Genomic DNA, 21579 nt, shown 5'->3' with positions numbered 1-21579 from the left:
CGGCATGTACACGCAGGCGCTCAATACGTCCGACGCTGATACCAGCGGCATTGAGGATGCCGTACGCGCGCAAGCCTTCCAGGCGCGGATCGACGTCGACGAGCGCATCGAGCCGAACGACTGGATGCCGGCGGCCTATCGCAAGACGCTGACGCGGCAAATCTCCCAGCACGCCCATTCTGAAATTGTAGGCATGCTGCCCGAAGGCAACTGGATCACCCGCGCGCCGTCGCTGCGTCGCAAGGCAGCACTGCTCGCCAAGGTGCAGGACGAATGCGGTCACGGGCTTTATCTCTATGCGGCGGCGGAGACGCTCGGCTCCTCGCGCGAGGAACTCGTGGACGCCATGCTCGCAGGCAAGGCCAAATATTCCTCCATCTTCAACTATCCGACGCTGACCTGGGCCGACATCGGCGCGATCGGCTGGCTGGTCGATGGCGCGGCGATCATGAACCAGATCCCGCTATGCCGCTGCTCCTACGGCCCGTATGCGCGCGCGATGATTCGCGTCTGCAAGGAGGAGTCGTTTCACCAGCGCCAAGGCTTTGAGATCATGCTGACGCTGTGCCGTGGCTCTGAGGAGCAGAAGGCGATGGCGCAAAACGCGCTCGATCGCTGGTGGTGGCCCGTGCTGATGATGTTCGGCCCGCCCGACAAGGCGAGCCAGCACAGCGATACTTCGACCAAGTGGAAGATCAAGCGCTTCTCCAATGACGAGTTGCGCCAGAAATTTGTCGACGCCACGGTGCCGCAGGCGCAATTCCTGGGGCTGACGATTCCCGATCCCGGCATGACGCAGGATGCGGAAGGTCACTGGCGCTACAGCGAGATCGATTGGGAAGAATTCAAGCAGGTGCTCGCCGGCAACGGCCCGTGCAACCGCGATCGTATGGCGGCGCGGCGCAAAGCGCACGACGACGGCGCCTGGGTGCGCGAGGCGGCAGCCGCCTATGCCGAGAAGCGCCAGCGTCGCCAGCTCGCGCAAGCCGCGGAATAAGGAGCCAGCCATGGCAACGCCAAACACGCCTTTGTGGGAAGTCTTCATCCGCAGCCGCAACGGCCTCGCGCACAAGCATTGTGGCTCGCTGCATGCAGCCGATGCCACGCTGGCGCTGCAGGCCGCGCGCGACATCTACACCCGCCGCGGCGAGGGTCTCTCCATCTGGGTCGTGCCGTCGAATGCGATCACCGCCTCCGATCCATCCGAGAAGGGCATGATGTTCGAGCCGGCGGAGTCGAAGATCTACCGGCATCCGACCTTTTACGACGTGCCCGAGGAAGTCGGGCATATGTGACGTTTTTCGTCATTGCGAGCCAACGGGTCCGCGCGGAGCGCGGCCCGATGACAGGCTCCGCGAAGCAATCCATCGCGCCGCAAGCAAGATGTGGATTGCTTCGTCGCTTCCGCCTTCGCTCTTTGGCCTACGGCGGACAAGTCGCTCCTCGCAATGACGACGGAGCTTATCTAAGCGGATTTGAAACCATGACTGCTGCGTCAATTTCGGTCTCCGAAACCCCGCTGGTGCTCTACACGCTTCGCCGCGCCGACGATGCGCTGATCCTCGGGCATCGGCTATCGGAATGGTGCGGGCATGCGCCGATGCTGGAAGAGGACATGGCGCTCGCCAATATGGGCCTCGACCTGCTCGGCCAGGCCCGCGAGCTTTACACCTATGCCGCCAAAGTCGAGGGCAAGGGCAACGACGAGGACAAGTTCGCCTATCTCCGCGACGTCAGGCAGTACCGGAACCTGCTTCTGATGGAGCAGCCCAATGGTGATTTCGCCCGCACCATGATGCGGCAGTTCTTCTATTCCGCCTTCGCCGATCTCTACTGGCGCGCAATGATGAAATCGTCCGACATGACGCTGGCTGCCATCGCGGCGAAGTCGGAGAAGGAGAGCGCCTATCATCTCCGCCACTCGTCCGAATGGATCGTGCGGCTCGGCGACGGCACCGACGAAAGCCACGCCTGCGCGCAAGGTGCGATCGACGATCTCTGGGCGTTCACCGGCGAGATGTTCGCGGTCGATGACAGCGAGCACGCTTTGATCGAGACCGGCGTCGCGATCGATCCCGCGAGCCTCAAACCGCAATGGCTCAAGACCGTGACCGGCGTCGTCAACGAGGCAACGCTGGCGCTGCCGACGAACGACTGGATGCAGCAAGGCGGCCGCGTCGGCCGTCACAGCGAGCATCTCGGCCATCTCCTCTCCGAGTTGCAGTCGCTGCAGCGAACGTTTCCGGGGGCGACATGGTGACTGCCACTCTCAGCCCTGCTGATTTGCGCCAGCGCGCCTGGGATGTCGCCGCGCGCGTGGTCGATCCCGAAATCCCCGTGCTGACGATCGCCGATCTCGGCGTGCTGCGCGAAGTCAATGTGACCGACGGCGGCATCGAGGTCGCGATCACACCGACCTATTCCGGTTGCCCGGCGATGAACATGATTGCGCTCGAGATTGAGCTGGCGCTGGAGCGGGAAGGCCTTGGCAGGCCCAAGATCCGCACGGTGCTGTCGCCGGCCTGGACCACCGACTGGATGAGCGAGGATGGCCGCCGCAAGCTCCGGGAATACGGCATCGCGCCGCCGCTGGCCTCAAGCTCCCGCCGTGCGCTGTTCGGCGTGCAGGAAGTCGCGTGTCCGCAGTGTGGCTCGATCGACACCGAGCTCATTTCCGAGTTCGGCTCGACCTCCTGCAAGGCGTTGTGGCGCTGCAGGGCCTGCCGCGAACCTTTCGACTATTTCAAGTGTCACTGATCATGCGAGTGCCGTCATTGCGAGGAGCGAAGCGACGAAGCAATCCATTCTTGCATTGCCGCAGGATGGATTGCTTCGCGGAGCCTGTCATCGGGCCGCGCTCCGCGCGGACCCGTTGGCTCGCAATGACGGGAGGAAAGATCTGATGTCGTCTCCGACACCCCGTTTTCACCGCCTTGCTGTCGGCGATCTGCGCCGTGAAACCGCAGATGCCGTATCGCTGACCTTCGTTATCCCTCAAGAGCTCGCAGACGATTACGCCTTCGCCCCCGGCCAATACCTGACCTTGCGCACCACGATGGACGGCGAGGAAGTGCGCCGTTCCTACTCGATCTGTTCCGGCCCTGATGACGGCGAGCTGCGCATTGCCGTGAAAAAAGTCGATGGCGGCGCGTTCTCGTCCTGGGCGGCGGACGAATTGAAGGCCGGCGATCAGCTCGACGTGCTGACGCCGACCGGCCGCTTCGGCGTGACGGCTGCGCCCGATGAAGCGCGCATCTATGTCGGCTTTGCCGCCGGCAGCGGCATCACGCCGATTCTCTCGATCGTGAAAGGTGTGCTCGCACGTGAGCCGGAAAGCCGATTCTTCCTGTTCTACGGCAACCGCTCGAGCGAAGGCGTGATGTTCCTTGAGGCGTTGGAAGAGCTGAAGGATCGCTTTCTGCAACGCTTCTCGCTGTTCCATGTCATCTCCGGCGAGGAACAGGACATCCCGATCCTGCACGGCCGCCTCGACGGGGAGAAGGCGAGGGTGCTGCTGCGCTCGCTCGTTCCTGCCGCAACCGTCGATCACGTCTTCATCTGCGGCCCGACCGGCATGAGTGATGAGTTGGAGGCGACCTGTCGCGACATCGGCATCGCGGAGGATCGCATCCATGTCGAGCGTTTCGTCTCCGGCCTCGGCGGCAAGCCGCGGCCGAAAAAGGTGATTGCACCGAGCGCGCCGCCAAAGGCTTTCGCGTCGCTGATCATCGACGGCAAGCGCCGCGAGGTACCCGTAGCCGAAGGCGAGGCGATCCTGGATGCGGCGCTTCGCGCCGGCGTCGACCTGCCGTTCGCCTGCAAGGGCGGCATGTGCTCGACCTGCCGCGCCAAGCTCGTTGAGGGCGAGGCCGAGATGGACGTGAACTATTCGCTGGAGCCGTGGGAGCTGAAGGCAGGCTTTATCCTGACCTGCCAGGCCAAGCCGGTTTCGGAAAAGATCGTGGTGGACTACGATCACGTGTGAAGTTGTCATTCCGGGGCGATGCAAAGCATCGAGCCCGGAATCTCGAGATTCCGGGTCTGGTGCTAACGCACCATCCCGGAATCTCGAGATTCCGGGTCTGGTGCTAACGCACCATCCCGGAATGACGGAGAATAGGAGCTTGATGTGAACGTGAAGGCCACGCTATCGCCGGACGACCTCGCGCGGGCCTGCGCGGACGCGATGTGGAACGAGGACGATGCCTCCGCCTCGCTCGGCATGACAATCGTCGATGTCGGGCCGGGCCGCGCGACGCTCTCCATGACCGTGCAGCCGCACATGGTGAACGGCCAGCGCATCGCTCACGGCGGCTTCATTTTCACGCTCGCCGATTCCGCTTTCGCCTTTGCCTGCAACAGCCACAATGAGAAGGCTGTCGCAGCGCAAGGCAGCATCACCTTCATCAAGCCGGGCCGGCTCGGCGATCTGCTGGTTGCGTACGCGCGCGAAATTTCGCGGAACGGCCGCTCCGGGATCTATGACGTGCAGGTTAAAGTGGGCGAGGAGGTGATCGCCGAGTTTCGCGGTCATTCCCGGGTCATACCGGGCAGATGGCTGCCCGAGACCGACACCAGGCAAAAATAAGACATTTGAGGAAACGCAGGATGGCTTCGACAAATCTCAAGACCAGGGGAGGCGGTTACACCCCCGAGCTCGACGACGTCGAGCGCGCCTCACGCGACGAGATCATGGCGCTGCAGACCAAGCGCCTCGCCTGGTCGCTGAAACACGCCTACGACAACGTCGCGCATTACAAGAAGGCATTCGATACTGCGGGCGTGCATCCCTCCGACTTCAAGGAGCTGTCCGATCTCGCCAAATTTCCGTTCACGGTGAAGACGGACCTGCGTGACAACTATCCCTTCAACATGTTCGCGGTGCCGCGCGAGAAGCTCGTGCGCGTGCACGCGTCATCCGGCACCACGGGTAGGCCGATCGTTGTCGGCTATACCAGGGCCGACATCGACATCTGGTCGCAGGTCATGGCGCGCTCGATCCGCGCCGCCGGCGGCCGCACCGGCATGATCATCCACAATGCCTATGGCTATGGTCTCTTCACCGGCGGCTTGGGGGTGCACTACGGCGCCGAACACCTCGGCTGCACCGTGGTGCCGATCTCCGGCGGCATGACCGAGCGGCAGGTGCAGCTCATCAATGATTTCCGCCCCGACATCATCACGGTGACGCCGAGCTACATGCTGGCGATATCAGACGAGTTCAAGCGCCGCGGCCTCGACCCGCGCAAATCCTCGCTGAAATTCGGCATCTTTGGCGCCGAGCCGTGGACCAACGCCATGCGCGCCGAGATCGAGCAGACCTTCGACATGGACGCGACCGATATTTACGGCCTCTCCGAAGTGATTGGCCCGGGCGTGGCGCAGGAATGCGTGGAGACCAAGGATGGCCTGCACATCTGGGAGGATCATTTCTATCCCGAGGTGATCGACCCCGACACCGGCGAGGTGCTGCCCGACGGCGAAAGGGGCGAGTTGGTGTTCACCTCGCTCACCAAGGAAGCCTTCCCGGTGATCCGCTATCGCACGCGTGACCTGACGCGGCTGTTGCCGGGCACGGCGCGGCCCGCCATGCGGCGGATGGAGAAGGTCACCGGCCGCTCCGACGACATGATCATCCTGCGCGGCGTCAACGTGTTCCCGACGCAGATCGAGGAGGCGCTGCTCGCGACCCACTGGTGCGGCGGCCATTTCATCATCGAGCTCACCCGCGAGGGCCGCATGGACGAGATGGCGATCCTCGCCGAATCGCGCCCCGAGCACTGGGACGGCGGCGGCCTTGTGGAACACGCCGACAAGGTCGCGTCTTTCATCAAGAACACGATCGGCATCACGGCCGCAGTCCGGATCGTCGCCCCCGACACCCTGGAACGCTCGCTCGGCAAGGCCAAGCGTGTTTACGACAAGCGGCCGAAAGCATAGCTTTCTCCCCTCATGGTGAGGAGGCGCGTAGCGCCGTCTCGAACCATGAGGCCCCAGACGGGCCTACATCCTTCGAGACGCCGCTTCGCGGCTCCTCAGGATGAGGAGTGGGAGCGGAGTGCTCGGAGATGACAAATGGCGAAGGTGCCTTCCTCTATATTCTCCGATGCGCCGACGGGAGCTTCTATATCGGGATAACCCGGACAGCTCTCGAAATCAGAATCGCTCAGCATAATTCTGGCGCGCTCGGCGGCTACACGGCAACGCGTCGACCCGTAACTCTCGTTTTCTCGCAATGGTTCGAGCGGATCACCGACGCGATCGAGAATGAACGTAAGCTCAAGAAATGGAGTCGCGCAAAGAAAGAGGCTTTCGTGCGAGGCGATTTCATGGCACTGCGACAGCTTGCGGCACGCCGATCGTCGCGGCCTCGCTAGCTACTGGAGATGTTGATGAAGCCGGCCTCCAGACCGGATCGTTTTGCGGTCGAAGCCCGCTGCGTGCGGCTCAAGGCCGGGGCGGAGAACGCGGCGGCGCTTGCGCCCGTGGTCGAGCGGCATACGCTCGCGCGCGCCGCGAGCCAGGTGCTGATCGAGATCAAAGCCGCTGCCGTCAATCCCTCCGACGTCAAGGCCGCCACCGGGCTGATGCCCCATGCGGTGTTTCCGCGCACTTCGGGGCGCGACTATGCCGGCATCGTCGTCGACGGCCCGCGCGGCACGGTCGGGCGCGAGGTGTTTGGCTCATCCGGCGATCTCGGCATCCGTCGTGACGGCACCCACGCGACGCATCTTGCCGTCGAGGCCGAGGCGACCGTGGAGAAGCCCAGGGGCCTTTCCTTTGAGGAAGCCGCCGGCATCTGCGTTCCCTTCGTCACCGCGATGGAGGGATTTCGCCGCGCCGGCATGCCAAAGCCGGGCGAGACCGTGCTGGTCATGGGCGTTACCGGCAAGGTCGGACAGGCCGCGGTGCAGATCGCGACCTGGCAGGGCGCGCGCGCCATCGGCGTGGCGCGCAAGGCGGAGGCTTATGAGGGGCATTCGAATTCGAAAGTCGAAATGATCGACGCTTCCGCGGCCGATGTCGCCGCTCGCGTGCGCGAGCTGACGGGCGGCAAGGGCGCCGATATCGTCTTCAACACCGTTGGCGATCCCTATTTCCAGGCCGCGCATAAGTCGCTTGCGCTACGTGGCCGCCAGATTCTGATCGCCGCAATCGACCGCATCGTCCAATTCAATATCCTGGAGTTCTATCGCGGCCAGCACACCTATGTCGGTATCGACACGTTGGGGCTTTCCTCGGTTGCAACTGGCGCTGTCCTGCGCGAACTTGCGCCAGGTTTTGCCGCCGGCAAATTGAAGCCGTTTACGATCAATCCGTCCGCGATCTATCCTCTCGAGGAAGCCAAGCGCGCCTTTGTCGCGGTCGCCGGCTCGTCGCGCGACCGCGTTATCTTGAAACCGTGAACCGAACAGAATCGTCATTGCGAGGAGCGAAGCGACGAAGCGATCCAGATTTGTTCCGCATCTAGACCGCTGGATTGCTTCCGCCTTCGCTCGTTGAGCTACGGCGGACAAGTCGCTTCGCTCGCAGTGACGAGGGAGTACCTATGGATCCAAACCAAATCGCCGTCCTTTCCGGCCTCGTCATCGGCCTGCTCTTTGGGTCGATCGCGCTGCTTTCCGGCTTTTGCATGATGAGCAGCCTGCGCGGCTGGTGGGCCGACGGTGACGGCCGGCTGGTGCGCACCTATGCGCTCGCCATGGGCGTTGCGATCGCGGCCTCGCAATTACTCGCCGCGCGCGGCGCGGTCGATCTCGGCAAGTCGATCTACATGCAGCCGTCGTTCTCGGCGCCTGTTCTGTTCTTCGGCGGCCTCTTGTTCGGCTACGGCATGGTGCTGTCGAATGGCTGCGGCTCTCGCGCGCTGGTGCTGCTCGGGAAAGGAAACCTGCGCTCCTTCGTGGTGGTGATCGTGCTCGGGATCTTTGCCGAGATCACGTTGAAGGGCCTGATCGCACCGGCGCGAATCGCTGCCGTGCAGGTGACGCAGCTCACGGCCAGGATCACCTCGCTGCCGGCGCTGTTGTCGAGCGTTGGCGTCAACGAAATCTATGGACGGATGTTTGCGACCTCACTGGTCAGCGCAGCGCTGATCATCTTCGCCTTCTCGCATGGACCGTTCCGCCGCTCGTTCGGCCAGATCGTCGCAGGCGTCGCGATCGGGCTTCTGATCGCGGCCGGCTGGTACGCGACCGGGCATCTGGGTGCGGATGATTTCAATCCGGTGCCGGTGGCCTCGCTGACCTTCATCGCGCCGATCGCCGACAGCCTGCAATATGTGATGCTGTCGACGGGATCGACGCTCAATTTCGGCATCGCGACCGTCGGCGGCGTGTTCGCGGGCAGCCTGGTGACGGCGCTGCTCACCGGACGCTTCGAATTCGAAGGCTACCGCTCACCGCAGCATATGCTGCGCTCGGCGGGAGGCGCGGCGCTGATGGGCATCGGCGGCGTGATGTCCTTCGGCTGCTCGATCGGGCAGGGGCTGACCGGAATTTCCACGCTGGCGCTGGGATCGTTCGTGGCCGTCGCCGGAATCATGGCAGGCTCCGCGATCGCCCTGCGTGGCGCGCTCAGGGTGCGGCCGCTGCCGGCGTAATGCGCGAGGTCGCGAGCGTCCTCCACGTCAATCCGCGGCTCGGGTCACGATCCGAATCTCCGAGGTGAGGGTGCGGTGCACCGGACATTTGTCCGCGATTTCGAGGATGCGCTTGCGCTGGTCGGAATCAAGCGGGCCTTCGAGGCCGATCGCAACCTCGATCTGGTCGAGCATGCCCTCCCTGGTCTCGCATTCCGCGCAGTCTTTCGCGTAAATCTTGCTGTGGTTCAGCGTCACGGTGGCACGCTCGAGCGGGAACGACTTTCGGTCGGCATAGAGCCGCATGGTCATGGATTTGCAGGCCCCTAAGCCCGCGAGCAGGAAATCGTAGGGGCCGGGACCTGAATCCTCGCCGCCGGCGGAAGCGGGCTCGTCGGCGAGCAGATGATGCGGGCCGATCGTAACGGTGTTCTGGAACTTGCTTTGGCGCGTTTCGCGCACCGTGACCCGACGCGGCTCGGCTGCCTCCGTGGTGTGTTCCGCGGCGGCGAGATCGACGTAACGCGTTGCCCAGGTCGCGATGACGTCGGCGACATATGCGGAATCGCGCCGGTCGCTCAGGAGATGATCGGCGCCCGCGAGGGACACAAAGCTCTTCGGATGCCTGGCTGCGACAAAGATGCGCGTCGCATTGCCGATGCCGACGGTGTCGTCGGTCGGCGAGTGCATCACGAGCAGCGCCTTGTGGAGTTGCTTGATCTTTTCCATCAGGCCGTTTTCGGCGACATCGTCGAGAAATTCGCGCTTGATGGTGAAGGCGCGGCCGGCGAGCGAGACTTGCGCCTGGCCGTCGCTGCGGATGGTCTCGACATGATCCCTGAACAGGCCCGTGACATGGGCGGGGTCTGAGGGCGCCGCGATGGTGACGACGGCCTTCGCTTCCGGAACCTGGGCGGCGGCCGCAAGAATCGCCGCTCCGCCGAGGCTGTGGCCGATCAGGATTGCAGGGGCTTTGCGCGTTGCCCGCAGATGATCGGCGGCGCGGACGAGATCGGCTACATTGGAGGAGAAGGTCGAATTGGCGAAATCGCCCTCGCTCGATCCGAGCCCGGTGAAGTCGAAGCGTAGCGTGGCGATGCCCTTGGCTGCGAGCGCGATCGCAATGCGCCTCGCGGCCAGCACGTCCTTGCCGCAGGTGAAGCAATGCGCAAACAGCGCATAGGCCGTGGGCTCGCCGTCGGGCAGATCAAGCGCGGCCGCAAGCTGATGGCCGCCTTCGCCTTCGAATTGGAATTTTTCGGTGGGCATGCGGGTCTCCTCAGTCGTCGGAATAGCGCTGCTCACGCCAGGGGTCGCCGCGGTTATGATAGCCGCGGACTTCCCAATAGCCGGGCGCATCGTGTTCGAGGAATTCGATTGCCTGCAACCATTTTGCGCTCTTCCAGAAATAGAGATGCGGCACCACGAGCCGTACCGGTCCGCCATGCTCCGCCGCGAGCGGCTTGCCGGACCAGCTATGGACGAGCAGAGCGTCTTCGGCGGCGAAATCCTCCAGCGGCAGGTTGGTGGTATAGCCATCGTAGGAGTGCAGCACGACGAAACGTGCATTGTCGCGCGGCTCGCAGGCCTCCAGCAGCTCGCGTGTCGGCAGGCCGATCCATTGGTTGTCGTAGCGCGACCAGGTGGTGACGCAATGAATATCGGATGTGACCGGCGTTTGCGCGCGCGCCGAAAACTCGGAGAAATCCCAGAAGATCGGATTCTCGATCGCGCCATAGACATCGAGCCGCCAGCGCTCGCGCGAGATTTCCGGCGTGAGCCCGAGATCGAGCGTCGGCCAATCCTTCGTCAAGTGTTGCCCCGGCGGCAGGCGCTGCTCCTCGGGCCGCGCAATCCTGCCGGTGAGGAAACGGCCCTCCTGCGCCCAGCGCCGCTTGGAGCGCGTCAGCTTGGAGTCCGGCGGCGGCTCATGTTCATCGGTCACGGCAGGCCTCCCTTCGGGCGGCCTGCTCTTGTCGCTGATGTCGTCTCAGGCCGTCGTCCCGAATAACATCGGGAGCTGCCGCGGTCCACGCACGGTGCCTTCCGACCAGGTGACCTTGCCGGCGGGATCGAGGCGGAAATCGGGAATCCGCTTCAGCCATTCCTCGAGCGCCACCGTCATTTCCATGCGCGCGAGGTTGGAACCGACGCAGCGGTGGATGCCGAGGCCAAAGGCGGCGTGGCGGTTTTCCTTGCGGTCGATCACCACCTTCTCGGCGTCGGGAAACATCGCGGGATCGCGGTTAGCGGCAGGGAAGGAGAGCAGCACCATATTGCCGGCCCTGACCGGGCAGCCGGAAATGGTGGTCTCCTTCATCACCTCGCGCGCCATCGTCACCGGTGAATAGGCGCGCAGCAATTCCTCCACGGCGAGCGGCATCAGCGCCGGCTCCTTGACCAGCCGCTCACGGTCTGTGGGCGTCCTGGCGAGATGCCATAGCGCCGCGCCGATTGCGCTCCAGGTGGTGTCGATGCCCGCGATCAAAAGCAGCCGCAGCGAGCCCCGCACATGAGCGTCGTCCAGCGGCTTGCCGTCCTTGCCCTTCGCATTCATCAGCGTCGAGATCAGGTCGTCGGAGGGGTGCGTCTTGCGATGCTCGATATGGCCGGCGAAGTAGCTGTCCATTTCCTCAGCAGCCTTCACCAGGGTTTCCTGGTTTTTGATGCCGAGTTCGAGGATCTGGTGAATCCACTGGATGAACTGGTCGCCGTCCTTCTCGGGAATCCCCAGCATATGGGCGATGGCGCGGACCGGAATGTGCTTGGTGTAGCGCGCCGCCGCGTCGCATTTGCCATCGGCGATGAACGCGTCGATCAGCTCGTTGCAGATCGCGCGCACCCGCGGCTCGAGCTTCTTCATCGCGTCGGGCGTGAACGGCGGCAGCAGCAACTGCTTGGCCGGCTTGTGCTCCGGCGGGTCGGAGGTGATCGGCGGTGCTTTGGCCGTCTGCTCGGGACGCACGTCGCGCACGATGACGCGGCGCGAGGAAAAATGCTCGGTGTCGTTGGCGATTGCGCGCACGGCTTCGTAGGTTGTCGGCATATAGCAGCCGAGGTAACGCTCGGTATGCACGATGGGCGAGGCCGCGCGCAGCTCGTCCCAGATCGGGAAGGGATCGTCGGTCCAGCGCGGATCGGTATGGTCGAAATCGTTGACCCAGTCGGTGACCGGGGGATGTTTGGGCAAATAGCTCACAGCATCGGACATAAGGGTGGTTCCTTGTGCTCTGTTCGCTTGGTCGTTCAATACCGGGCGCGCGGAGGGGATTACTCCTCCGTCACTTGAATCGCGATTTCCGGGCAGTTGGTCTGGGCGAGCCAAGCCTTGTCTTCGAGGCCTGCGGGTACGGCGCCGTCGCCGATTTCGTGAGCGTTGCCGTATTCGTCGAGCTCGAACAGCTCGGGCGCCAGCGATTTGCAGCGGGCATGCCCCTGGCATTTGCCCTGGTCTACGTGGATTTTCAGCTTGGCCATGGCAAGCGCTTCCCTCTGTGACGCGCGAACTCGTGGCTTCGCGCGGACGTCCCTGGTTTGGATGATGCGCGGCTTCTTGCGCGCCGCGTCCTGAAGTTATACCATATTACATTCGCGTTCGCCGCATTCGTCAAGTAAAAAGATCACCGTTCACGTGAGGTTCAATGTCGCGCCAACTCGCCCGCAAGCCGCAAAATACCTACCATCACGGCGACCTCCGCGATGCGCTGGTGCAGGCCGCCTTGCGCGAGGCGGAGCAGGGCGGGCCTGAAGCGATCAGCCTCAAGGCGCTCGCGAAGCAGCTGGGCGTGTCGCAGCCTGCGCCGTACCGGCACTTTGCCGACCGGGAGGCGCTGTTGCAGGCCGTCACCGCGGAAGCCTTCCGCCAATTCAACGAGATCCTGCGCGCGGCGATCGACGGGCCCTCGAAACGCTCGAAGCTGTCGCGCTTTGCGCAGGCTGCGCTCGATTTCGGGCTGAAGCGGAACGGCATGTACCGCTTGATGTTCGCTTCGCGCACCATGGCTTGCGCCGAAAAGGACTCAGAGCTGCACGTAGCCGCGCGGGAGTCGCTGCACCTTCTGATCGAATCGTTCGAGGCGCCTGCGGTCGGTCTCTTGCGCGAGCGGCACGCCTTGCAGGTTTGGGCCGCGCTGCATGGCGTAATCTCGCTCGCCGAGCAGGGCCTGCTCACCGGTCAGGTCGCGCAGATCACGCGCGAGGAACTGATCGAGGACATCGTGCAGCAGACCAAGATGGCGCTGCAACTTGCGATCGAGAAAGCAGGCGGCGCTGGAGCCTCGTAGGGTGGGCAAAGGCGCAGCGCGCCGTGCCCACCGTTCATGATCTCGGTGGGAATGGTGGGCACGCTTCGCTTTGCCCACCCTACAATTCGCGGATCAAGCCTTCGCCACCCTTGGCTCGATCGGCGTGGTCCCGCGTAGTTCCAGAATATCCTCCAGCGCCTTTGCACCGGCGAGCAATTGCGCCTCGCCGCGCGGGGCTGCGACCATCTGTAGTCCGATCGGCAGGCCCGATGCGGTGAAGCCGCAGGGAAGCGACAGCGCGGGGCAGCAGGCCAGCGTGATCGCATAGACGATGCCGAGCCATTCGACGTAATTGTCGAACTTCTTGCCATCGCATTCGGCGACGTAGCGGTGCTCGATCGGATAGGGCGGCACGATAGTCGCGGGACAAAGCAAGAGATCGTAGGTCTCGAAGAATTTCACCGCGCGCTCGGCCAATGCGACGCGCTGCGCTTCGGCGCGCTCGAGCTTTTCGACCGTGAGCTTCAAGCCTTCTTCGATATTCCAGATCACTTCAGGCTTGAGCAGGTCGCGCTTGCTGCGAAGCAGCGCCGCCTTGCTCAGCGCAAAATCGAACGCGCGCAGCACATGGAAACACTCGTGAGCTTCGCGCAAATCAGGATGCGCTTCTTCGACCGTGACGCCGGCCTGGGCAAGGCGTTCGGCGGCCTTGCGCGTGACCGCCTTCACCTCGGGATCGACCGGGGTGATGCCGAGATCGGGTGAGTAGGCGACCCGCTTCGGCGTCTTTCCGCTCCGCGCCGATGACAGGAAAGAGACCGGCAGCACCGGCAGCGACAGCGGATCCGCTGGATGCTCGCCGCTCATGGCGTCTAACAGCAGTGCGAGATCCTCGACATTGCGCGCCATCGGTCCCTGGACGCCGAGATTGCGGTCGATCGCGGCCGAGGGCGTGTGCGCGACGCGGCCGATGCTCGGACGCAGGCCCACGATGCCGCAGAAGCTCGCCGGGTTGCGCAGCGAGCCGCCCATGTCGGAGCCGTGCGCGAGCCAGGCCGTACCGGTCGCAAGCGCCACCGCCGCGCCGCCGGACGAACCGGCCGCGCTCTTCGACGTATCCCAGGGATTGAGCGTCGGGCCGAACACCTCGTTGAAGGTGTTGGCGCCGGCGCCGAACTCGGGTGTATTCGATTTGGCGTAGATCATTGCACCGTTGCTCTCGAGATGCTCGACCAGGATGTCCGAGCGGGCCGGGACATTGTCCTTGTAGATTGGCGAGCCCTGCGTCGTTCGCACGCCTGCAACGTTGGTCAGGTCCTTGATCGGCACGGGTAGCCCGGCAAGCAGGCCGCGCTCGGCCGGCTTCTTCTGCATCAGCGTCCTGGCGTGGGCGCGAGCGCGCTCGAAGCACAGCGTCGGCAGCGCGTTAACCTTGCCATCCACCTCCGCGATTCGCTTCTCCAGCACGTCGAGCAGGTCGAGCGGCGTGACTTCGCCCTTTTTCAGCTTGTCGACGATCGCGTTGGCGGTCTCCCGCACCAGTCCCTGATCAGCCAATGGCGTTTCTCCTGAGCAATTTCTCTGTACTGTCATTCCGGGGCGGTCCGAAGGACCGAACCCGGAATCTCGAGATTCCGGGTTCGCCTCTTCGAGGCGCCCCCGAATGACGGCTCTTCCGCAGCTTAGCCCCAGCCCGCGGCTATTCCGCCGTCGACGGTAAAGATCACGCCCGAGGTATAGCCGGAGCGGTCGGAGGCGAGGAACGCCATGAGATCGCCGATCTCACGCGCGCGTGCCGGTCGGCCCAGCGGCATCCCCTTCTGAAATTCCGTGTAGCGGTTCTCGTCGCCGAACTGATGTTTGGCGCGCGTCTTGAGCAGCGTGACGTGGCGGTCGGTGCCGACCGGCCCCGGATTGATGCCGACCACGCGGATATTGTCGGCGAGGCTTTTTCCGCCGAGCGCGCGGGTGAACGCCATCAGCGCCGCGTTGCCGGCGCTGCCGCAGATGTAATTGGCGTCGAACTTCTCGCCGGCCGCGCCGATATCGTTGACGATCACCCCGCCGCCGCGAGCCTTCATCTGCGCATAGATCGCCCGCGTCAGGTTGATATAGCCGAACACCTTGAGCTCCCAGGCATGCCGCCAGGTTGGCTCGTCGATCTTGTCGATCGAACCGCCGGGAATGTCGCCGGCATTGTTGATGAGGATGTCGATGTCGGTGGCGTCCTTCACCAACCTCTGGATGTCCTCGGGCTTACGCAAGTCGACCACATGGCTGGCGGCGTCGATCTGGTGCTGCGAGCGCAGGCGGTCGGTCAGCGCCTTCAGCGCATCGCCAGAGCGGGCGGCGAGGCGAAGATGACAGCCTTCCTCGGCAAAGGCTTCAGCCGCGGCCGCGCCAATGCCTTTGGAGGCGCCGGTGATGAGAACGCGCTTGCCGCGCAGATGCAGGTCCATGGGAATGCTCGCTGGTTCGAAAAGAGGCAGGGGCGGGGGGCAGGTTCTTTGCGGTCAACATTGCACTGCAGCGTTGATCTCAACGCCAGTTTGGTCCATTGCAGGGCCATCAAACAAGCGCTTAAAGCGCAGATCAGACAGTCAAGGACGTTCTCGATGAATAGCGCAAAGAAGACATACCGGATCGCGGTCATTCCCGGCGACGGGATCGGCAAGGAGGTGATGCCGGAGGGCCTGCGCGTCATCGAGGCGGCGGCGAAGAAGCACGGCGTCGCCGTGAAGTTCGACCATTTCGATTTCGCCTCCTACGATTATTACGAGAAGCACGGCCAGATGATGCCGGACGACTGGAAGGAGAAGATCGGCAAGCACGACGCGATCTATTTCGGCGCGGTCGGTTGGCCCGCGAAGATTCCGGATCACATTTCGCTGTGGGGGTCGCTGATCAAGTTTCGCCGGGAGTTCGACCAGTATGTGAACCTGCGTCCGGTCCGGCTGATGCCCGGCGTGCCGTCGCCGCTTGCCAATCGCAAGCCCGGCGACATCGATTTCTGGGTGGTGCGCGAGAACACCGAAGGTGAATATTCCTCCGTCGGCGGCCGCATGTTCCCGGACACCGACCGCGAGTTCGTGACGCAACAGACTGTGATGACGCGCACCGGCGTCGACCGTATCCTCAAATTCGCGTTCGAGCTGGCGCAGTCCCGGCCGAAGAAGCACTTGACCTCGGCGACGAAATCCAACGGCATCGCCATCACCATGCCTTATTGGGACGAACGCGTAGAGGCGATGGCCAAGACATTCCCGAAAGTGAAATGGGACAAGTATCACATCGACATTCTCACCGCGAATTTCGTGCTGCATCCGGACTGGTTCGACGTCGTGGTCGGCTCGAACCTGTTCGGCGATATTTTGTCGGACCTCGGTCCTGCCTGCACCGGCACCATTGGCATCGCGCCGTCGGGCAACATCAATCCGGAGGGCGATTTTCCGAGCGTGTTCGAGCCGGTGCACGGTTCGGCGCCCGACATCGCGGGGCAGGGCATCGCCAATCCGATCGGCATGATCTGGTCGGGCGCGATGATGTTCGAGCATCTCGGTGAGAAGCAGGCCGCGGAAGCCATCGTCGGCGCCATCGAGCGCACGCTCGCCGAGCGCACGCTGCGCACGAAGGACCTCGGCGGCAATGCGGACACCACGGCTTGCGGCAAGGCGGTCGCGGAGATGGTGGATTAGTGCACACCGCCGTCATTGCGAGGAGCGAAGCGACGAAGCAATCCATCGCCCAGCCTGCTGAAGCTTGGATTGCTTCGCTTCGCTCGCAATGACGGCGTCAGCCCTTCGCGATCCTCCGGCAATGCTCCCACGCGGCGTGGATCAAATTCTCGCTTGCTTCGGGCGTGCGGAAGGCCGAATGCGCGGACAGCGTGACGTTGGGGATCCTGGTCAGTTGATGATCCTTCGGCATCGGCTCGATGTTGTAGACGTCGAGCCCGGCGTGGCGGATGTGGCCGGACTTCAACGCGTCGATCATGGCTTGCTCGTCGACAATGGCGCCGCGCGCTGTGTTGATCAGGATCACGCCTTTTCGCATTGCTGCGATCTTGTTGCGCGAGAGGAAGCCGCGGGTCTCGTCGTTGAGAAGCAGATGAATGGAAATCACGTGGCTGTCGGCGAGCAACGTATCGAGGCTCACGAACTCCACGCCGGGAAAGGTCTTCGGCGTCCGGTTCCATGCGATGACCTTCATGCCGCTGCCGGTTGCAATGCGCGCGACTTCCGCGGCGATGCCGCCAAAGCCGATCAGTCCCAGTGTTTTGCCGGTGAGCTGCATGGCGTCCTCGCGCAGCCAGTTGCCGACGCGCATCTCGCGATCCATCTGCGCCAGCACGCGGGCTGACGCCCACATCAGCGCGATCGCGGATTCGGCGACCGCCGTGTCGCCATAGCCCTTGATCAGATGCACGGACATGCCGAGCCCTGCGAGCTCCTCCGGGTTCATGTAGCTGCGCGCGCCGGTGCCGAGGAACACGATGTGCTTCAGCCCCGCGCATTTCTTCGCCACGTCCGTCGGAAGGGCGGTGTGGTCGACGACGCCGATCTCGGCTCCATCAAGGATCGACGGCCATTGCTCCGCCTTGATGTTCGGATCGAGATGCACCTTCACATCGGGATCGCCGGGCTTGCGCTGCCGCTCAAAGATCTCGGCCAGTGAATCATTGGCGTCGACAAACACTCCGCGCACCGAAACCTCCCTTTATTGTTGTTGTCAGGATGCGACGCCGGCCAGCGCCAGCACAGTATGCATCAGCACATTGGCGCCGGCGGTGCAATCGAGCTGCGTGGCGTCCTCCAGTTCGTTGTGGCTGACGCCGTCCTTGCAGGGCACGAACACCATCGCCGCCGGCACGATGGTGTTGAGGTTGCAGGCGTCGTGGCCGGCGCCAGACGTGATGCGCCGATGGCTGTAGCCCAGCGTCTTCGCGGCATTCTCGATCGTCTCGACCAGCTTCGGATTGAAATGCGTCGGCGGCTTGCGCCAGACGAGATCGAGCTTGACGTCAACCTTGCGACGCGCCGCGATCTCGGCGACGGCCGCGCGCAAATCACGATCCAGCGCGTCCATGATCGTGCCATCCGCGCTTCGACAATCTACGGTGAAAGCGATCTCGCCGGGAATGACATTGCGCGAAGGTTTTGCGATCACGGCCTCGCCGATGGTGCCGACCGCGTTGGGGCCGTGCTTCTTTGCGATGCTCTCCATCGCCAGCACGATCTCCGACAATGTCGCCAGCGCATCGCGGCGCAGCGGCATCGGCGTCGAGCCGGCATGACTTTCGAAGCCCGTGATCTTGCCGTCGTACCACAGGACGCCCTGACCGGAATCGACGACGCCGATGGTCTTGCCCTCGGCCTCCAGGATCGGTCCTTGCTCGATATGCAGCTCGACGAAGCCGGAGAATTTCTGGGTGCCGACGGCCGTCGCGCCACGGTAGCCGATGGCATCGAGCGCTTCGGCCACCGTCACGCCTTCGGCGTCCTTGCGCGACAGAATATCGTCCGTCGTGAAGTCGCCGACATAGGCGGCCGACGCCATCATCGCCGGCGCAAAGCGCGAGCCTTCCTCGTTGGTCCAGTTGCAGATGCAGAGCGGCACCTCTGTCTCGATGCCGGCGTCGTTGAGCGTCCGCACCACTTCGAGCGCCGCAAGCGTGCCGAGCACGCCGTCATACTTGCCGCCTGTCGGTTGCGTATCGAGATGCGAGCCGAGACCGACCGGCGGCTTCGACATGTCCTTTCCCTTACGCAAGCCAAACATCGAGCCCAGCGTGTCGACATGCACCTCGAGGCCCGCGTCTTCGCACGCCCTCCGGAACCAGTCGCGGACCTGCTTGTCTTCGGCAGACAGCGTCAGCCGCCGCACGCCGCCCTTCGGCGTTGCGCCGAATTTCGCGGTTTCGTGGATGGTGCCCCACAGACGGGCGGAATCGATCTGCAGGTTGGATGCGATTTTGGTCATTCAGGCTTCCGGAATTGCTTATGCTTCTGGCGGGGCTGCATGGTAGAATTACATGCATAACCTGTCGAGGCACGGAGCGCACACGATGAATGTTGGTTTGACCCGAACGGAGCAGGGCGAGCAGGTCACGCCGAGCCTCAAGGCGCGGCTCGATTGCCGCGCGGGCATGGCCTCTTCCACGGCCGGCATCGCCAATGGCTATGTCCAGGGCAATCTCGCGATCCTGCCGGAAAAGTTCGCCTCAAGCTTCCATCGCTTCTGCCAGCTCAACCCGAAACCGTGCCCGATCATCGGCATGTCCGACGTCGGCAACCCGAAAATCCCTGCGCTCGGGATTGACCTCGACATCCGTACCGACGTGCCGCGCTATCGTGTCTGGCGCGACGGCGAAGTGGCCGACGAGCCGACCGACATCATGGCGCATTGGCGCGATGATCTCGTCGCCTTCGTGCTCGGCTGCTCGTTCTCGTTCGAAGAGGCGCTGATGGCCGAGGGCCTGCCGATCCGCCATATCGAGCACAAGGTACGCGTGCCGATGTACCGCACCAATATCCAGTGCCAGCCGGCTGGACCCTTCGCGGGTCCCATGGTGGTCTCGATGCGGCCGTTCAAACCGGCGGATGCGATCCGCGCGGTGCAGATCACCACGCGCTTTCCGAGCGTGCACGGTGCGCCGGTGCATCTCGGCCATCCGCATTCGATCGGGATCGCGGATATCTCCGGGCCCGATTACGGCGATCCGGTGCCGGTCGAGGCCGATGAAATCCCGGTGTTCTGGGCCTGCGGCGTCACCCCGCAATCGGTCATCGCCGCGGCGAAAATCCCGTTCGCCATCACGCACGCGCCGGGATTGATGCTGATCACGGATCTGCAGAACAAGCATCTCGCGGTGTTATAGCGAGCCGTCATTGCGAGGAGCAGAGCGACGAAGCAATCCACATTGTCTCCGCGGAGATAGTCTGGATTGCTTCGCTTCGATCGCAATGACGCTGGTCTGCCGCAATCGTAGGGTGGGCAAAGCGAAGCGTGCCCACCATTTATGTTGAGGCTTATGACGGTGGGCACGGCGCGTGCGCGCCTTTGCCCACCCTACCAATCGTGCCCGTGCTCGGGCAACGTCAGCCCGAACGTCTTTGTCAAATCGTTGATCTGCGCCGGCGACAAATAACGCGGGTTCATCCCGCGCAGCAGCAGATAGAGCTTTGCCGTTTCCTCGAGCTCCTCGGTTGCGAACACCGCGGCTTCCAGGGTGTCGCCGGAGACCACGGGGCCGTGATTGGCGAGCAGCACGGACGAATATTTTCCGGCCAGGCCCTTGATGGCATCGGCGACGGCAGGATCGCCCGGCCGGTAATAGGGCACGAGCGCGGTCGCGCCGCATTTCATCAAATAATAGGCCGTCATCGGCGGCAGCGCGGCGCGCGGGTCGATCTCCGGCAGCATCGACAGCGCAACCGAATGGGTGGAGTGCAGATGCACCACGGCGCGCGCTGCGGTCCTCGTCTGGTAGAGCGCCGAATGCAGCGGCACTTCCTTGGTGGGCGCATCACCGGAGACGAGCTTGCCGTCGGCCGCCAGCCGCGACAATTTGGCGGGATCGAGGAAGCCCAGCGAGGCATTGGTCGGCGTTACCAGCCACCCGCCGTCCTCTAATTTGACGCTGATATTGCCCGAGGAGCCCGGCGTCAGCCCGCGCTCGAACAGCGAGCGGCCGAAGCGGCAGATGTCCTCGCGAAGCCTTGTTTCACTCATATCACTTCCTGCCATCTTCCCGTTTTTCGCCTTGTCTCATGCTTTGGCAGCGCGGCCAAGCCGTGATAGGCAAAGGCCAAAGCACCAAGAAACGAAGGAACCCCGGATGCCCGCCACAGATAAACCACCCGTCGCCGTGATCGGGCTCGGCTCGATGGGCTTTGGCATGGCGACGTCGCTCAAGCGCGCCGGCTTCGATGTCACCGGCTGCGATGTCACAGCCGACAGCGTCGCCCGCTTCGTCAAGGAGGGCGGCAAGGGGGCCAGGACGCCGGCGGAAGCGGCCAGGACCGCAGGCATCGTCGTCAGTGTGGTCGTCAACGCCGCGCAGACCGAAACGATCCTGTTCGGCAAGGACGGTGTCGCCGAGACGCTGGCCAGGGACGCGGTCTTCGTCTCGTCGGCGACCATGGACCCCGACGTCGCGCGCCGGCTCGCGAAGGACCTGGAAGCGACCGGCCGGCATTATCTGGATGCGCCGATCTCCGGCGGCGCGCAGCGCGCAGCCCAAGGCGAGCTCACCATTCTCGCCTCCGGCAGCGCGGCAGCGTTCGCCAAAGCGCGGCCGGCGCTGAACGCAATGGCGGCCAAGCTTTACGAGCTCGGCGATGCAGCAGGGCAGGGCGCCGCATTCAAGATGATCAACCAGCTTCTGGCCGGCGTGCATATCGCTGCCGCCTCTGAAGCGATTGCGTTCGCAGCCAGGCAGGGCCTCGACATCCGGAAGGTCTACGAGGTGATCACGGCGTCTGCCGGCAATTCCTGGATGTTCGAGAACCGCATGCCGCATGTGCTTGACGGCGACTACGCGCCGCGCAGCGCGGTCGAGATTTTTGTCAAAGACCTCGGCATCATCCAGGACATGGCGCGCAACGCGCGCTTTCCGGTGCCGGTCTCCGCCGCCGCGTTACAGATGTTTCTCGCCACCGCCGCCGCCGGCATGGGCCGCGACGATGACGCTTCGGTTGCGCGGATGTATGCGCGCATTACCGGCACCAGGCTGCCGGGCGAGTCCCACTAATC

General features: G+C 63.8%; 23 protein-coding genes. 14 read left to right on the top strand and 9 right to left on the bottom strand.

Annotated elements, in window-relative coordinates; translation table 11 throughout:
* The first annotated feature begins 4 nt into the window (after window positions 1–4).
* From paaA to VKR55_RS00360, 10 genes are all read left to right on the top strand, one after another.
* The gene (paaA, locus tag VKR55_RS00405; protein WP_324398810.1) at window positions 5–997 is read left to right on the top strand and encodes a 1,2-phenylacetyl-CoA epoxidase subunit PaaA; all 993 of its coding nucleotides are present in this window, start codon (window positions 5–7) and stop codon (window positions 995–997) included.
* A 10-nt stretch (window positions 998–1007) separates the two neighbouring features.
* A complete protein-coding gene (paaB, locus tag VKR55_RS00400) occupies window positions 1008–1295 on the top strand; it encodes a 1,2-phenylacetyl-CoA epoxidase subunit PaaB (RefSeq protein WP_324398809.1) in 288 nt (95 codons plus the stop codon).
* Window positions 1296–1483: 188 nt separating this feature from the next.
* Window positions 1484–2260, top strand: coding sequence for a 1,2-phenylacetyl-CoA epoxidase subunit PaaC (paaC, locus tag VKR55_RS00395; RefSeq protein WP_324398808.1), 777 nt, complete (start codon window positions 1484–1486; stop codon window positions 2258–2260).
* On the top strand, window positions 2254–2757 hold the full coding sequence (gene paaD / locus VKR55_RS00390) for a 1,2-phenylacetyl-CoA epoxidase subunit PaaD (protein ID WP_324398807.1): 504 nt from the start codon (window positions 2254–2256) through the stop codon (window positions 2755–2757). The genes paaC and paaD overlap by 7 nt, the downstream gene beginning before the upstream one ends.
* Window positions 2758–2902: 145 nt before the next feature.
* Window positions 2903–3985, top strand: coding sequence for a 1,2-phenylacetyl-CoA epoxidase subunit PaaE (gene paaE, locus VKR55_RS00385; protein WP_324398806.1), 1083 nt, complete (start codon window positions 2903–2905; stop codon window positions 3983–3985).
* Between the two features lie 144 nt (window positions 3986–4129).
* A complete protein-coding gene (gene paaI / locus VKR55_RS00380) occupies window positions 4130–4588 on the top strand; it encodes a hydroxyphenylacetyl-CoA thioesterase PaaI (protein ID WP_324398805.1) in 459 nt (152 codons plus the stop codon).
* A 20-nt stretch (window positions 4589–4608) separates the two neighbouring features.
* Window positions 4609–5940, top strand: a complete 1332-nt coding sequence (paaK, locus tag VKR55_RS00375; protein WP_324398804.1) for a phenylacetate--CoA ligase PaaK — start codon at window positions 4609–4611, stop codon at window positions 5938–5940.
* Window positions 5941–6068: 128 nt separating this feature from the next.
* The gene (locus tag VKR55_RS00370) at window positions 6069–6377 is read left to right on the top strand and encodes a GIY-YIG nuclease family protein (RefSeq protein ID WP_324398803.1); all 309 of its coding nucleotides are present in this window, start codon (window positions 6069–6071) and stop codon (window positions 6375–6377) included.
* Between the two features lie 15 nt (window positions 6378–6392).
* Window positions 6393–7406 (top strand): quinone oxidoreductase family protein, encoded by a 1014-nt coding sequence (locus VKR55_RS00365; RefSeq protein ID WP_324398802.1) that lies wholly within the window; start codon window positions 6393–6395, stop codon window positions 7404–7406.
* Between the two features lie 143 nt (window positions 7407–7549).
* Window positions 7550–8602, top strand: a complete 1053-nt coding sequence (locus tag VKR55_RS00360; RefSeq protein ID WP_324398801.1) for a YeeE/YedE family protein — start codon at window positions 7550–7552, stop codon at window positions 8600–8602.
* Between the two features lie 27 nt (window positions 8603–8629).
* Here VKR55_RS00360 and VKR55_RS00355 read toward each other — a convergent pair whose 3' ends face one another.
* The 4 genes from VKR55_RS00355 to VKR55_RS00340 are packed head-to-tail and all read right to left on the bottom strand — an operon-like array spanning window position 8630 to window position 12058.
* Window positions 8630–9850: a bifunctional alpha/beta hydrolase/OsmC family protein gene (locus VKR55_RS00355; protein ID WP_324398800.1), complete on the bottom strand. Its 1221-nt coding sequence runs from the start codon at window positions 9848–9850 to the stop codon at window positions 8630–8632.
* Between the two features lie 10 nt (window positions 9851–9860).
* Complete coding sequence (locus VKR55_RS00350) at window positions 9861–10526, bottom strand: sulfite oxidase-like oxidoreductase (protein ID WP_324398799.1); 666 nt, start codon at window positions 10524–10526, stop codon at window positions 9861–9863.
* Between the two features lie 45 nt (window positions 10527–10571).
* Window positions 10572–11792: a cytochrome P450 gene (locus tag VKR55_RS00345; RefSeq protein ID WP_324398798.1), complete on the bottom strand. Its 1221-nt coding sequence runs from the start codon at window positions 11790–11792 to the stop codon at window positions 10572–10574.
* A gap of 59 nt (window positions 11793–11851) precedes the next feature.
* On the bottom strand, window positions 11852–12058 hold the full coding sequence (locus VKR55_RS00340; protein ID WP_324398797.1) for a ferredoxin: 207 nt from the start codon (window positions 12056–12058) through the stop codon (window positions 11852–11854).
* 164 nt (window positions 12059–12222) lie between these two features.
* Between VKR55_RS00340 and VKR55_RS00335 the strand changes: the two genes are divergently transcribed.
* Window positions 12223–12864, top strand: a complete 642-nt coding sequence (locus VKR55_RS00335; RefSeq protein WP_324398796.1) for a TetR/AcrR family transcriptional regulator — start codon at window positions 12223–12225, stop codon at window positions 12862–12864.
* A gap of 93 nt (window positions 12865–12957) precedes the next feature.
* On the opposite strand, the gene VKR55_RS00330 is transcribed toward VKR55_RS00335, so the two are convergent.
* Window positions 12958–14382: an amidase gene (locus VKR55_RS00330; RefSeq protein ID WP_324398795.1), complete on the bottom strand. Its 1425-nt coding sequence runs from the start codon at window positions 14380–14382 to the stop codon at window positions 12958–12960.
* 125 nt (window positions 14383–14507) lie between these two features.
* Window positions 14508–15284, bottom strand: coding sequence for an SDR family oxidoreductase (locus tag VKR55_RS00325; protein ID WP_324398794.1), 777 nt, complete (start codon window positions 15282–15284; stop codon window positions 14508–14510).
* A gap of 156 nt (window positions 15285–15440) precedes the next feature.
* On the opposite strand from VKR55_RS00325, the gene VKR55_RS00320 reads away from it, so the two are divergent.
* Window positions 15441–16520, top strand: coding sequence for a tartrate dehydrogenase (locus tag VKR55_RS00320; RefSeq protein ID WP_324398793.1), 1080 nt, complete (start codon window positions 15441–15443; stop codon window positions 16518–16520).
* Window positions 16521–16617: 97 nt separating this feature from the next.
* Here VKR55_RS00320 and VKR55_RS00315 read toward each other — a convergent pair whose 3' ends face one another.
* Both VKR55_RS00315 and VKR55_RS00310 read right to left on the bottom strand, forming a co-directional pair.
* Window positions 16618–17529, bottom strand: coding sequence for an NAD(P)-dependent oxidoreductase (locus tag VKR55_RS00315; protein WP_324398792.1), 912 nt, complete (start codon window positions 17527–17529; stop codon window positions 16618–16620).
* Window positions 17530–17553: 24 nt separating this feature from the next.
* Window positions 17554–18804 carry a Zn-dependent hydrolase gene (locus VKR55_RS00310; RefSeq protein ID WP_324398791.1) on the bottom strand — a complete coding sequence of 417 codons (1251 nt, stop codon included), beginning with the start codon at window positions 18802–18804 and terminating at the stop codon, window positions 17554–17556.
* 85 nt (window positions 18805–18889) lie between these two features.
* Here VKR55_RS00310 and VKR55_RS00305 point away from each other — a divergent pair, with 85 nt between their 5' ends.
* Window positions 18890–19702 carry a putative hydro-lyase gene (locus VKR55_RS00305; RefSeq protein WP_324398790.1) on the top strand — a complete coding sequence of 271 codons (813 nt, stop codon included), beginning with the start codon at window positions 18890–18892 and terminating at the stop codon, window positions 19700–19702.
* A 191-nt stretch (window positions 19703–19893) separates the two neighbouring features.
* Here the strand turns inward: VKR55_RS00305 and otnC are convergent, their stop codons facing one another.
* Complete coding sequence (otnC, locus tag VKR55_RS00300; protein WP_324398789.1) at window positions 19894–20556, bottom strand: 3-oxo-tetronate 4-phosphate decarboxylase; 663 nt, start codon at window positions 20554–20556, stop codon at window positions 19894–19896.
* A 106-nt stretch (window positions 20557–20662) separates the two neighbouring features.
* Here otnC and ltnD point away from each other — a divergent pair, with 106 nt between their 5' ends.
* Entirely contained in the window at window positions 20663–21577 is a 915-nt protein-coding gene (gene ltnD, locus VKR55_RS00295; RefSeq protein ID WP_324398788.1) for an L-threonate dehydrogenase, read from the top strand.
* Window positions 21578–21579: the final 2 nt, after the last annotated feature.

Origin of the sequence: Bradyrhizobium sp., from assembly GCF_035309285.1 — a bacterium.
In the GTDB taxonomy this organism is placed as follows: Bacteria; Pseudomonadota; Alphaproteobacteria; order Rhizobiales; family Xanthobacteraceae; genus Bradyrhizobium.
This window is presented reverse-complemented; position numbering and strand designations above follow the sequence as displayed.